This is a genomic window from Roseibium sp. TrichSKD4, assembly GCF_000148725.1.
In the GTDB taxonomy this organism is placed as follows: domain Bacteria; phylum Pseudomonadota; class Alphaproteobacteria; order Rhizobiales; family Stappiaceae; genus Roseibium.
Genome location: NZ_GL476319.1, coordinates 658,693 through 671,367 on the forward strand (window position 1 = coordinate 658,693; position 12,675 = coordinate 671,367).

At 53.7% G+C, this 12,675-nt stretch carries 12 protein-coding genes; 8 read left to right on the forward strand and 4 right to left on the reverse strand.

Annotation, left to right across the window (positions count from 1 at the left end; all coding sequences use genetic code 11):
- Positions 1 to 5 precede the first annotated feature (5 nt).
- Positions 6 to 1,859, reverse strand: a complete 1,854-nt coding sequence (flgK, locus tag TRICHSKD4_RS19395) for a flagellar hook-associated protein FlgK (protein ID WP_009468631.1) — start codon at positions 1,857 to 1,859, stop codon at positions 6 to 8.
- A gap of 70 nt (positions 1,860 to 1,929) precedes the next feature.
- A complete protein-coding gene (locus TRICHSKD4_RS19400; protein WP_009468632.1) occupies positions 1,930 to 3,309 on the reverse strand; it encodes a flagellar hook protein FlgE in 1,380 nt (459 codons plus the stop codon).
- A gap of 302 nt (positions 3,310 to 3,611) precedes the next feature.
- Here TRICHSKD4_RS19400 and TRICHSKD4_RS19405 point away from each other — a divergent pair, with 302 nt between their 5' ends.
- The 3 genes from TRICHSKD4_RS19405 to TRICHSKD4_RS19415 are packed head-to-tail and all read left to right on the forward strand — an operon-like array spanning position 3,612 to position 5,598.
- Positions 3,612 to 4,457: a MoxR family ATPase gene (locus TRICHSKD4_RS19405; RefSeq protein ID WP_009468633.1), complete on the forward strand. Its 846-nt coding sequence runs from the start codon at positions 3,612 to 3,614 to the stop codon at positions 4,455 to 4,457.
- Positions 4,458 to 4,465: 8 nt separating this feature from the next.
- Positions 4,466 to 5,038, forward strand: a complete 573-nt coding sequence (locus TRICHSKD4_RS19410; protein WP_009468634.1) for a hypothetical protein — start codon at positions 4,466 to 4,468, stop codon at positions 5,036 to 5,038.
- Positions 5,039 to 5,079: 41 nt separating this feature from the next.
- Positions 5,080 to 5,598: a histidine phosphatase family protein gene (locus tag TRICHSKD4_RS19415; protein WP_009468635.1), complete on the forward strand. Its 519-nt coding sequence runs from the start codon at positions 5,080 to 5,082 to the stop codon at positions 5,596 to 5,598.
- Between the two features lie 64 nt (positions 5,599 to 5,662).
- On the opposite strand, the gene bla is transcribed toward TRICHSKD4_RS19415, so the two are convergent.
- Positions 5,663 to 6,562 (reverse strand): class A beta-lactamase, encoded by a 900-nt coding sequence (bla, locus tag TRICHSKD4_RS19420; protein ID WP_009468636.1) that lies wholly within the window; start codon positions 6,560 to 6,562, stop codon positions 5,663 to 5,665.
- A 209-nt stretch (positions 6,563 to 6,771) separates the two neighbouring features.
- Between bla and TRICHSKD4_RS19425 the strand changes: the two genes are divergently transcribed.
- The 5 genes from TRICHSKD4_RS19425 (at position 6,772) to ppk2 (ending at position 12,147) form a co-directional block, all read left to right on the forward strand.
- The gene (locus tag TRICHSKD4_RS19425) at positions 6,772 to 8,286 is read left to right on the forward strand and encodes a YcjX family protein (RefSeq protein ID WP_009468638.1); all 1,515 of its coding nucleotides are present in this window, start codon (positions 6,772 to 6,774) and stop codon (positions 8,284 to 8,286) included.
- The gene (locus tag TRICHSKD4_RS19430) at positions 8,283 to 9,347 is read left to right on the forward strand and encodes a YcjF family protein (protein ID WP_009468639.1); all 1,065 of its coding nucleotides are present in this window, start codon (positions 8,283 to 8,285) and stop codon (positions 9,345 to 9,347) included. Before TRICHSKD4_RS19425 ends, TRICHSKD4_RS19430 begins: the two co-directional genes overlap by 4 nt.
- 120 nt (positions 9,348 to 9,467) lie before the next feature.
- Positions 9,468 to 9,761: a hypothetical protein gene (locus tag TRICHSKD4_RS19435; protein WP_009468640.1), complete on the forward strand. Its 294-nt coding sequence runs from the start codon at positions 9,468 to 9,470 to the stop codon at positions 9,759 to 9,761.
- 100 nt (positions 9,762 to 9,861) lie between these two features.
- Positions 9,862 to 11,040: a VWA domain-containing protein gene (locus tag TRICHSKD4_RS19440; RefSeq protein ID WP_009468641.1), complete on the forward strand. Its 1,179-nt coding sequence runs from the start codon at positions 9,862 to 9,864 to the stop codon at positions 11,038 to 11,040.
- Positions 11,041 to 11,160: 120 nt separating this feature from the next.
- Complete coding sequence (gene ppk2, locus TRICHSKD4_RS19445) at positions 11,161 to 12,147, forward strand: polyphosphate kinase 2 (RefSeq protein WP_009468642.1); 987 nt, start codon at positions 11,161 to 11,163, stop codon at positions 12,145 to 12,147.
- Positions 12,148 to 12,212: 65 nt separating this feature from the next.
- Here ppk2 and TRICHSKD4_RS19450 read toward each other — a convergent pair whose 3' ends face one another.
- Positions 12,213 to 12,644: a universal stress protein gene (locus tag TRICHSKD4_RS19450; protein ID WP_009468643.1), complete on the reverse strand. Its 432-nt coding sequence runs from the start codon at positions 12,642 to 12,644 to the stop codon at positions 12,213 to 12,215.
- Positions 12,645 to 12,675: the final 31 nt, after the last annotated feature.

Below are 12,675 nucleotides of genomic sequence, written 5' to 3' on the forward strand. Positions count from 1 at the left end.
ACACCTCAGAATGCGCCGAGCAAACGGTCGAAGAGCTCATTGACGGCCTGCATGACCCGGGCATTGGCCGCATAAGCATTTTGCAGGTTCACCAGTTGCGCCATCTCTTCATCAAGATCGACCGCATAGCTTTCTTCGTAACGGATTGCGAAATTTTCAGTGAGGGCCGATTTTGAGGCGCTGTAGGTTTGCGCGTCTTCAGCCTGATTGCCCTGGTAGGCGACAACCTGATTGATAAAGTTCATCACAGACCCTTCATAAGGGCTGCTTTTTGTGCCGATACCAGTGTCGGCGTTATAAACTTCTGTGCTTTTTGTCAGCGCATCCAGCATGAACTCGGCACGCGCCGGATCATTCTCGGAGTTCTGGCTTGGCGTTGTCGTGTGGAAGACCAGAAGCGAGCTTTCGCTTTTCAGAGCCGAATTAACGTCAATCGCGATCGCATAGCCGGTGCGTTGACCGCCATTTTCCAGATAGTCAGTGAAGTTCACTTCACCGTCCCGGTTATCGGTGAAAATGTTCAGGCCCAGCCCTTCATTTGAAGACCCGGTCACGGAACCCTTGAGGGTCAAACCGTCCAGTTCAATAGAGGCTCCACTGTCGCCGAGCACTTGAAGGTTGTCGCTCCCATCATTGGAGGCTGCCAACCCGGTCCCGCTCAATGCTGTCACTGCATAACCGACAATGGTTGCAGCCGTGCCAGAAGAAATATCGAGACCAAAAACCGTATCGTCAGTACGTGGGGTCGCATCGTCTTCCAGTGGTAGAAAAGCCGGATCGTCAACCGCAATCAGCGTGACTGTCTGCGCTTGTCCGGACGCATCCGTGTAGGAGACTTCGACCTTTTCACCAGGCTTCAAAGAGGAGAGGTCAAGGGTCTCACCTTCTTCTGAACCAACGGTAACTTCGGTGCCTTCAACAGTCCGGGCGTTGAGTGCCAGCGTCATCTCAGCTGCGATTTGATCCAGCTGATCCTGAGCTTCAATGAACACCTCATCACGTAGCTCAGCCAGACCAACAATCGTGCCCGATGCTGAACTTTCAACCAGATCGTATTCTGTACCACCCGGGGTGCGGACCATGATTGGCTGCCCGCTCGCTCCCGGCTTCAAAATAGGTGTCTCGGTAAAGGTTAGTTTCGAGGCTTGCCCGTCAGACAGAAGCAGCTCACCGTTCCGGGTGGTGATTTTCAAACTATCATCGACATTAATTTTGATATTCACATCCAGGTACTTGGAGAGGTCTTCCAGATACCGGTCCCGCTGATCGAGCAGTTGGGCAGTCGAACTATCAGCCAGATTGGATTCACGAATATCTGTCTCAACATCGGCCAAGCTAGAAAGGAGGGCATTAATGTCCTCTACCTGGGCCGCAAGCTCCCGGTCAGTGCGTTGGCGCAGGTCTTGAATTTGCTCATAAGACGTGCGGATTTCATATGCCAGCGCCTCGGCATCCGCCACAACAGTGGTCTGGGCCGTACGACTGCTAGGATCATTGATCAGGCTTGAGAGGGACGTGGTAAAGCGCGACGCCAATGCCTGAACACTGGTTCCATCGGAGATTGTCCCGAAAATGGCATCAAGGTCTGACGTATACTGCGCGATTTTCGCGCCGTAGCCGGTGTCCGCAAGCGAATCCAAGTAGGAAGACTGGATTTCGTTATTGACGACCCGTGTGATTTCCGCCGCAAGAAGACCGCTAACACCACCATTTCCGTCATAGAAGACATTGGCTTCCACCTGCTTCTTGGTGTAGCCGACCGTGTCTTTGTTGGCGATGTTTTGGGATGTTACGTCCAGCTGACGCTGGTTGAAGGTAACACCAAACAATGCGTTGTTAAGGGCAGACGTCAGACCCATATTTTGCCCCTTTCCTTGCGCTGGAAAGTCCGGATCGGCGGCGATGCTTCACCGCCGATCAGACCAGATGTTACCGAACCATATTGAGAGCAGAATCGAGCATCTCGTCCGCCGAGGTCACGATCCGTGAGTTCGCCGAATAAGCTTGCTGCGTCACGATCAGCTTGGAGAATTCCGTTGCGATATCCGCGTTGGAAAGCTCAACAGCTTCCGGAACAATATTTCCGTTTGAGGAAATCAGAACTGGAGCACCGGAGGTCGAGGTGGCTGCAAAGGCCGCACCATCCACGCGACGAAGCTCAAATTCAGCTTCAAATGTTGCAAGCGGAATTTCGTAAAGTGCTCGTGTCTGGCTGTTGGAATAGCTGGCATTCACCCGACCAGAGGAATCCACGGCTATACCAACCAACTCACCTGCTGGATACCCGTCCTGAGCAAGATCAACTGAGGAAGCGGCACCTGAGTTTGCTGCAAACTGAGTGAGAGAGTTGCTGCCGAAGTTCAAGTTCACGTTAGCAGCGGACACATCACCGACTTGCAACGAGGCAATTTCAAACGTATTGCCATTCACTGCAACGCCAGTGCCTGCGGTAATTGCATTGAGCGACCCATCGGCATTGAAGGCTGCTTGTCCAAGACGGGTGTATGCCGCGTCCGTTCCAGCTGTGCCGCGATCGGATGCATAATAGACATTCCAGGTATCGTCAGCCGTTTTAGCCCAGCGCGTTTCCACGTTAATCGCAGTGCCGTTCTGGTTATAAATTGTAATCGACCCACCTGAGATCGAAGAATCTACGAAAGCATCATTGTCATCATTGGTGATATCGCTGGTTGCGGTGATCGAACCAGTGATATTCAACTGATCACTATTTGCCAGGTCAGGATTTGACTTGGCCCGGTTTGTTTCCGGGGTCGGCGGCAAGTTCGCCTGATAATTGATAGCTGTTGTCTTGTTCGCAGGCAGCGGCTGATCGGAAATCTGGACGACTTCAGGCGTATCACCAACAGGGTTACCGGTGTCCGGGTTCAGCTCAAATCCTTGGAGATAATATCCAGAGCTGTTGACGAGATAGCCATTTTGATCCCGCTCAAAATCACCTGCACGGGTGTAATAGTCCGTCTCTTCAAAGCTTGTCGTTCCGTCAACAACTGCATTGGCCTCGGTAACGATGAAATACCCTTCACCGTTGATTGCCATGTATGTTCCGACATCACGGGCAGCAATATCACCCTGCAATGTGTTGGTGGCCCGCGATGTTGCGTATGTTGTGCCGGAAACCTGCGTAGCCTGACGCGAACCACCACCGGACACCAGATCCGCAAACGTCGTATCAAGACGCTTGTAGCCTGTGGTCTGCGAGTTCGCGACGTTACCGGAAATATTCTCCAGCGCCCGGGACTGCGCTGTTAGTCCGGACACTGCAGAGTTAATAGCCCCATAGATACCCATGTTACACCCTCTTCGTGGATACAGGCGTGCGCCTTTCGTCGCGCAAGAGGTCAGCAATCTACATGCCACTTTTCATTCAATTTGTTTTATTTGTTTATTTTCAGGCGCTTAGTTAAATAAAGACCGCAGGTAACACCTAAAACCAATCGGAAAAATTGGACTGCCCGGCAAAAACTGCCAGCCCAACAGGGAAGTTTCGACCGCTCGGCAAGCTGTGTGCAGTCTGAAAGGATCACCCTTTGCGCCTTGCAGCTGACAAAACGCAGCCCTACTGTTTGAAAAGATAAAAAATAGGAATTCGCATGCGTTTTGAAGGTACCGACAGTTATATCGCAACCGAAGACTTGCGCGTTGCCGTAAACGCCGCCGTGGCGCTGGAGCGTCCCCTTTTGGTAAAAGGCGAGCCGGGAACAGGAAAAACCGTCCTGGCACAACAAGTGGCAGCTGCGCTGAATGCCGAGCTGATCGAATGGCACGTAAAGTCCACCACCAAGGCCCAGCAAGGCCTTTATGAATATGATGCCGTCTCGCGCTTGCGCGACAGCCAGTTGGGTGATGAGCGGGTCAAGGACATCAACAACTACATTCGCAAGGGCAAGCTGTGGGAGGCGTTTGCCTCAGAGCAACGCCCAGTGCTGCTGATTGACGAGATCGACAAGGCAGACATCGAGTTTCCGAATGACTTGCTGCTCGAACTCGATCGCATGGAATTCCATGTCTACGAGACCGGCGAAACTGTGAAGGCCAGACAGCGCCCGGTCGTCATTATCACGTCCAACAACGAAAAAGATCTGCCAGACGCCTTTCTGCGCCGCTGTTTCTTCCACTTTATCAAGTTTCCTGATGCGGAGACGATGACAGACATCGTGGAAGTCCATTTTCCGGGCCTGAAACAGCGTCTTTTACAGGAAGCGCTGCGCTTGTTCTTTGAAGTGCGCGATGTTCCAGGGCTTAAAAAGAAGCCTTCAACGTCTGAGCTAATCGACTGGATCAAGCTGTTAGTCAATGAAGACATCGATCCGGAAACCTTGCGCCAATCCAGCGCTTCGAAGCTCATTCCGCCGCTGCTTGGCGCGCTATTGAAAAACGAACAGGATGTCCACCTGTTTGAAAAGCTGGCTTTCATGACACGACGGGAAAGGACCTGACACTACGAATGACCCGCGCTCCTAAAGCACTTTCCCTTCTTACCCTGCCGGTTCTTTTTGCGTTGATCTTTATATTATCCGCAACCAATGAGCCTTCGGCACAGGGAACCGGTGGAGCGCGTGTCTATAGTGATCAGCAAGAGGGCTGGGTAGAGGATATGGCTGGTATGCGCCATTATTCGGGATTGCGCTGTCCTGATCTGGTTGGCCCTCTGGCCCGCGCCAAAGTTCTGGCCGCTGATGCAGACCGTGTCGCCGGCTGCATTTATCTGGGGCGCGACGGCATCAACGCCATCTTGCGCAAACATGTCCCCGGCTCAGGCAGGCAGTCCACCTACCTGTTCAAAAAGAACTATTCGAGCGCCGGTTTTCAGCAAGTCCAGTTGACCGGCGTTTCCGCCAGCGGCGTCTCCTTCAAAACCCGACAGCGCGGGGACCGCGTTTACATTGAAACCATGTGGCAGTTCGAAGGGGAAAAGGCCGACTTCACCTTGTGGCTCTATTACATCCTTCCCAAACACGAAACAGATATTGCCGCCACCCTAGAGGCCTTCAAGGTTATGCTTGCACGCCAAAACTAGGCTGTGTGGACACGGGCACAGGAAGAGGGAAAACGCGTCATATGCCAAGGCTCATCTTGTACCGGCACGCAAAATCGGACTGGAACTTCCCGGAGCTGACCGACAAGCAACGCCCGTTGAACAGCCGCGGTCAAAAGGCAGCTCCCGAAATGGCCTGGTATTTGACCGACCAAAACCTCTTCCCGAATCTGATCCTATGCTCTTCTTCCCAGCGCACACGCGAAACTCTCATCCCGGTGCTGGCGCTCATGACACAAGAGACCGAAATCCGGCTGCTGGATCAGGTGTATGACGACGGCGACTTCGATTATCTGGAACTCATCAGAACCCATGGCGGCACCGCTGAAACCCTCATGGTCATAGGGCACAACCCGGCAACCGAAATAAGCGCGCAAAGCTTCGTCAAGGATGGCAGCGGACCGCAATGGGACGATATGCGGACCAAATACCCGTCAGGTGCTATTGCTGTGATCGATTTCAAGATCTCATCATGGGCTGACCTTGCCCTCGAAACGGGCCAGTTCGTCAGCTTTACAAAACCACGGGACTTGATGAGTTGATCTCAAAACTACTGGCGAGAATGCATCCGTCCCCGCCAATAACATGAGATTTCACCCCAGAGCTTTAGTGACCCTTTATCACCTGTTCAGACACCAAACGTCCGATTTCAGCATGAACTTTGGAGATGTCGCGCGGATAGCGATGGCTGCCATCCGTATAAACGGCAAACAACACCGGAGCCCGGCCGGGTGGATACGCAATGGCAATATTGGAAGCCCGGCCACCTGACCCGGTTCCAGTCCGGTCACCAGCGTTCCAATCATCCGGCAATCCACCGCGAATACGTTTCAGTCCTGTCGTGTTTTCAACCATCCAATCAAAGAGCTGCGCGCGGGACGCTTTGCTGAGCGTGGATCCCAAAACAAAACGTTCCAGATTTGAAACCATCGCATTCGGCGTTGAGGTGTCACGGTCATCATTTTGACCAACTGCATTGGCTTCAGGCTCGTACCGACTGGAAATTGACACATCATCTCCCGCATCTCGCAAGAGCGCCGTGAGCTTAGCCGGACCACCCATCGCTTTTAAAAGATAGTTGGTCGCCAGATTGTCGCTTTTGGTCATGACGGCGCTGCACAGTTCGTGGATTGTCATGGTCTGACCAATATGTTTTTCCGTGACCGGAGTCCACGGAACCAAATCTGCTTCGTCGATATCAATTGACCGATCGAACTGTTCGTCTCCGTTTTCAATCCGTTTGAGCGTTGCGGCGACCAGCATGAATTTGAACGTTGAATTCATCGCAAAGCGTTCATCGGCACGCCATCCGGTTTTCGACCCCGTCTCCAAATCCCAGATAGCCACACCGAGCCGTCCACCGAGCTCATGCTCAAACGCCTGAAACTGCTCAGCTTCAATCAAAACAACTTCGTCACTCAGCGCCGAAGAGGCCCCAACGGCGAAAAACAAAAGTGCAGTGGCACCGTTCCGCAACGCCCCTAGAAATGATCGCCTATCGAACATAAAACTCCCTTCAATGTTAGAGCCAGCGCCGTTTTAGGCGAGTCTCAAAGAAATACAACCTAGGAAAGATGTTCGCGCGTCGTGAATTTTATTGGGCAATATCAAGGCCTTATTTGGAAAATCAAATGCGACCAATTCCTCAACTGATAAGTCGATAGATCATTTGCACTTCGCGCTGGTTCTCCCTACATCTGGCAGCGGAGGTGCCCGTGAGCCTATTGACAACCCTGACTGAAGAAGCCCGCCTGACCTTGTCCAACTTATCAGATGCGGCAAGCGATCTGGCGGTCCCCTCCGTACGCCTCGGGGTAACCGGTCTGGCCCGCGCGGGCAAAACGGTTTTCATCACAGCACTGGTCCATAACCTCCTCCACGGTGGACGGCTGCCGGTGTTTCAGGCTGCAGCAGGCGGGCGATTGGCTCACGCGAGACTACAACCACAACCAGACGATGCCGTACCCCGTTTTGACTACGAAGCCCATGTCGCCGCACTGGTCAATGATCGCATCTGGCCGGATTCAACCCGGCAGGTGTCTGAACTGCGGCTCACATTGGACTTTGAAAGTGCCTCGTTCCTTTCCAGGCAATTCGGCCGCGGCAAGCTGCATATCGACCTGATCGACTACCCCGGTGAATGGCTTTTGGACTTGCCCCTACTCGGCAAAACCTATGCCGAATTTTCTGCCAGCTCGCTGGCGCGCGCCAGAGCCAAAAACCGCACCGACCTTGCTGCAGAGTATCTGGCTTGTCTGGCATCAATTGATCCAAACGCAGCCGAAAGCGAACAAGACGCGCAGAAACTTGCAGCAACGTTCAAAACATATTTGAAGAATTGCCGACAGGATGCCCATGCACTGTCGATGTTACCGCCGGGCCGCTTCCTGATGCCCGGTGACCTGGACGGCTCGCCAGCGCTGACATTTGCTCCATTAGACATTCCTCAGGACGCCTCACCTGCCCGCGCTGGCACATTACGCGCGATGATGGAGCGTCGGTTTGAGGCGTACAAAACCCACGTCATCCGCCCCTTCTTCCGAAACCACTTCGCCAGACTGGACCGCCAGATCGTGCTGGTTGATGTCCTTCATGCGCTCAATGCCGGTCCTGCGGCCATCAAGGATCTGGAAGAAGCACTTGGCGAGGTTATGACCGCCTTCAGGCCCGGCAAACAAAGCTGGCTGTCGTCCATTCTGACCCGTCGCATCGACCGCATTCTGTTTGCCGCAACGAAGGCTGACCACCTGCACCGTGACGACCATGACAGGCTTGAGGCCATTCTTCAGCGGTTGGTTGGCCGAGGCATTGACCATGCCAAATTCCGCGGCGCAGAAGTTGACGTTCTGGCCATGGCTGCTGTTCGCGCAACACGTGAAGCAACCGTCCGTCATGGTGGGCAAGACCTGCCCGCTATCCTTGGGACTCCGCTTCCCGGCGAAGGTGTGAATGGCGAGAACTATGACGGAGAAACGGAAATTGCGATGTTTCCCGGAGACTTGCCGGAAAACCCTGACAAGATTTTTAGTCCCGCTGACTCAAAAGATGAGCAAGTTCACGTAACGTCAGAAGAAATTGAATCACAAACTGAACTTACAGACAGTGACTTGCGCTATTTGCGCTTTCGCCCGCCTCAACTGGACCAGACCGCAGAAGGTCTATCCTTGTCACTTCCGCACATTCGGCTCGACCGGGCACTCGAATTTCTGATTGGAGACCACCTCGCGTGACGGATCAAAACCGACAAGAAAACAGACGCCCATCCCGCAAGCCAACTGCGTTTCGTCTTGATGATAAAAATGTTCGGTTGGCGGAGGAAGTCGAAGACCTTCCACTGGCCAGTGAGACGATCATTCAGGAAGCACTGGATGATAGCTTGCTGCCAGTAGAAACGGCCCCAATGCCGGTCCGCAAATCGTCCAGCTTTGGTCGGTGGATAGGTCTTGGTCTGGGCGGGCTGATCAGTTTGGCCGTTGGACTGGCGATTGACAGCCTAATCCGCGATCTGTTTGCCCGCGCAGACTGGCTGGGCTGGGTCGGAATTGGCCTTGCTGCAATTGCGGTCTTGGGACTTGTTGGGCTGGTGCTTCGCGAACTGGGTGCCTTGATGCGCCTGCGAAAAATCGATGACCTTCGCGACCATTTAGCAGAGACTGCTGAGTCCGACAATGCAAAGGCTGCCCGCACCCACCTTAAGGACTTGATCAGTCTTTATGCAGATCGTCCTGACACAGCACGGGGGCGCAAAACCCTTCAAGGCCACATGTCAGAGGTGATCGATGGGAAGGACCTTCTGATTTTGGCCGAGCGCGACCTTCTTAGCCCATTGGACAAGCAGGCTCGCCGCATCGTCATGTCGAGTGCAAAGCGTGTCTCTCTGGTCACTGCCATCAGTCCACGTGCCATTGTCGACCTTTTGGCAGTTCTGTTTGAGAACCTGCGGATCATTCGCCAACTGTCTCACCTTTATGGCGGACGCCCTGGAACTCTCGGGTTTTTCCGCCTGACACGGCATGTGCTTCAACATCTGGCCCTTACAGGCGGCATGGCAGCGGGCGACAGCCTGGCCTCCCAAGTCCTTGGGCACGGGCTCGCAGCGCGCCTCTCTGCCCGCTTGGGCGAAGGCTTGATCAACGGGCTCTTGACCGCACGCGTTGGTATCGCCGCCATCGCCGTGTGCCGCCCTGCTCCCTTTGTCGGCAGCAAAGGACCGAGTGTTTCCGAGTTCATGAATGAGTTGGTATCCAGCGCGGAAAAAGAGGACACAGGAAAACAGGGAAAGTCATCTTAAGACTTTTCCGGCCTGGGGCGCGACCACTCGTCAAATTTGACGTTGAGTAATCTTCCGATTATGCAATGCCCAGCCTTGTAAAGCGACGAGGTTAGGCGGGACTAACTGGGAGCTTACTAGATGGAATCTATACTACCCCTCATCATACAATTGGCGTCTGGCGCTATTGGCGGAAACGTCGCAGGCAAAGTGTTGCCAAACATGAACCTCGGCACACTCGGCAACTCAATTGCTGGTATCGTTGGCGGAGGCCTTGGTGGGCAGATTTTGTCCGCAGTCCTTGGCACCGGCATTGCCTCGAATGCAGGATCACTCGATATTTCCGCAATCCTTCAGTCTGTTGCCAGCGGTGGTGTTGGCGGCGGCGTTTTGCTTGCCATCGTGTCCATCGTGCGTAAAGCACTCGGGAAATAAGCCAGTGCGTGGCCGGAGCCTGTCTTCGGCCACCCTTTTCTCACAGGCTGGACGTATACCGGTTCTCGACAAACCCTCGCCCCAGCCCTAATCTCACTTCATGTTTATCTCGTTCTTTACCGAGCTGAAATCAGCAGGTGTTCCGGTTTCCTTGCGCGAATATCTGTCCTTGATGGATGCCCTTGATCATGATCTGGCCGAACGTCGGGTGGAGGACTTTTACTATTTGGCGCGCGCCATTTTGGTGAAGGACGAGGCCAATCTCGACAAGTTTGACCGCGTGTTTGGACATGTCTTCAAGGGACTAGACCTTTTGAGCGAGGCTCCTGCGGGCGATATTCCCGAAGAGTGGCTGAAAAAACTCGCCGAAAAACATCTGACAGAAGAAGAAAAGGCTCAGATCGAAGCCCTCGGCGGGTTTGAAAAACTGATGAAAACCCTGAAGGAGCGCCTGAAAGAGCAGGAAAAGCGCCATCAGGGCGGCAACAAGTGGATTGGCACAGCAGGTACCTCTCCCTTCGGCGCCTATGGTTATAATCCGGAAGGCGTCCGGATCGGCCAGAAGGAAAGCCGCCATCGGCGCGCGGTCAAGGTTTGGGACAAGCGCGAGTTCAAGGATCTTGATGACACTCAACAACTCGGCACCCGCAATATTCAGGTGGCCTTGAAGCGCCTGCGCAATTTTGCGCGAACCGGAGCGGCAGAAGAGCTTGATCTTGACGACACGATCCGGTCAACAGCCCACAAGGGTCTGCTGGACATCAAGATGCGGCCCGAACGCCACAACGCAGTTAAAGTGTTGTTGTTCTTCGACATTGGCGGATCGATGGACGATCACATTCGTGTCTGTGAAGAGCTGTTTTCAGCTGCCCGCACCGAATTCAAGGTGATGGAGCACTTCTACTTCCACAACTGCCTTTATGAGTATGTCTGGAAGGAAAACCATCGGCGCTACACCGAACGCATCGACACATTCGATGTGCTTCACAAATATCCCTCAGACTACAAAATCATCTTTGTTGGGGATGCGTCCATGTCGCCTTATGAAATCGCGTATCCGGGTGGTTCCGTGGAACATTGGAACGACGAAGCCGGCGCGACCTGGATGCAGCGGGTAACGCGCCAATACGCCTCGACCGTCTGGCTGAACCCCGTGCGGGAGCAGCATTGGAATTACACCCATTCCATCCGAATGATGCAGGAGCTGGTGGAAGGGCGTATGTTCCCGCTCACCGTGGAAGGCTTGACCGAAGCCATGAAAGAACTGGCACGGCAATAAAACAAAGCTGGTCCAGTATCCGCTGATTTCACTGAAAACAACTGTCATCAAATTGACACATGTCAATTCACCTACCCCTTGGTAAGCATAAGCTTACCTCCTACAAAATTGGGAGGAGAAATGACTATATCGACAGCAGCAACAAAAAGCGTATCTAAACCAGAACAAGAGGCCCTGAAACCAGGCCCACTGCCAGAGCTGGATGCTGAGGACGAGCATCAGCTGACACAACGCCAGCGTCTGGCGATGCTGCGCCACGATCAGGCCGCCATTCATCAGGTGTTTGAAAAGGGCGAATACCCTTACACCTCAAAAATGCGCCGTCCGGCGTATGAAAAGCGCAAGCAAAAACTGCAAGCCGAGCTTTTGAAAGCGCAGCAGTGGATACAGGACACAGAGCAACGCGTTGTGCTCTTGTTTGAAGGTCGGGATGCTGCCGGTAAGGGTGGCACTATCAAGCGGTTTAATGAGCATTTGAACCCACGCGGGGCGCGGGTCGTTGCCTTGCAAAAGCCAACCGATCAAGAGCGCAGCCAATGGTACTTTCAGCGCTACGTGCAGAACCTTCCATCGGCCGGGGAGATGGTGTTTTTTGACCGCTCCTGGTACAACCGCGCGGGCGTTGAACGGGTGATGGGCTTTTGCTCTCCCAACCAGTATCTGGAGTTCATGCGCCAGTGTCCCGATTTTGAGCGCATGCTGGTCCGTGACGGCATCCTGATGTTCAAATACTGGTTTTCGGTCACCAAGGAAGAACAACGCAAACGCTTCAAGTCGCGTGAGACGGATCCTCTCAAACAGTGGAAACTGTCCCCGATCGACAAGGCCTCCCTCGACAAGTGGGAGGGTTACACCGAGGCCAAGGAGGCCATGTTCTTCTATACAGACACGGCTGACGCGCCCTGGACCATCATTAAATCCGATGACAAGAAGCGCGCCCGGCTCAACTGCATGGAGCACTTTTTGAACGCCCTTCCCTACCCAGGTAAAGACCATCGCATTGTGGGAGAACCTGACCCATTGATTGTCGGTCATGGCGGTCAGGTGATTGGGCGGGATGATCACATCCTCGGCAAAATGCTTCATCCGGAAAAACGAGGCGGATGAAGCAAAAAGGCGGAGATCCTCCCTCTCCGCCTTTTTCTTTGATAGTTTTCGGCAAATGCGTGCGTTTACTCTGCGTCGCGCAGGACCATGACGGAACAGGGCGCATGACGCACGATATGCGCTGCGTGAGAACCGATAAAGTAAGTCGACAATCCCGGCTTGTGCGAGGTCATGACGATCAGATCGCAGCCTCTGTCCTTGGCACAATCAATTACCTCACTGTCGACAGAGCCAACACGCACTTCGCTGGAGATTGCGTCCTCGGCAATACCCAATTGTGCCGAGACGCCTTTTAGCATCTTGCGGGTTTCGTCCGCTTCCTTGTCCTGAAAGCCTTCCGGCAGCTGGCTTGCGACAAAGCTCTGCACTTCCGGACAGACGGCAAGAAGGTGGACCTTGGACTGATGGTCTTGTGCCAGATGACCAGCTTTGGCCAACGCATCTTCGGCAAAAGCCGGTTCGGCAGGGTCGATTGGAACCAGAATCTTCTTGAACATTGCATTCTCCGTAAATCTGATAATTGGAGAA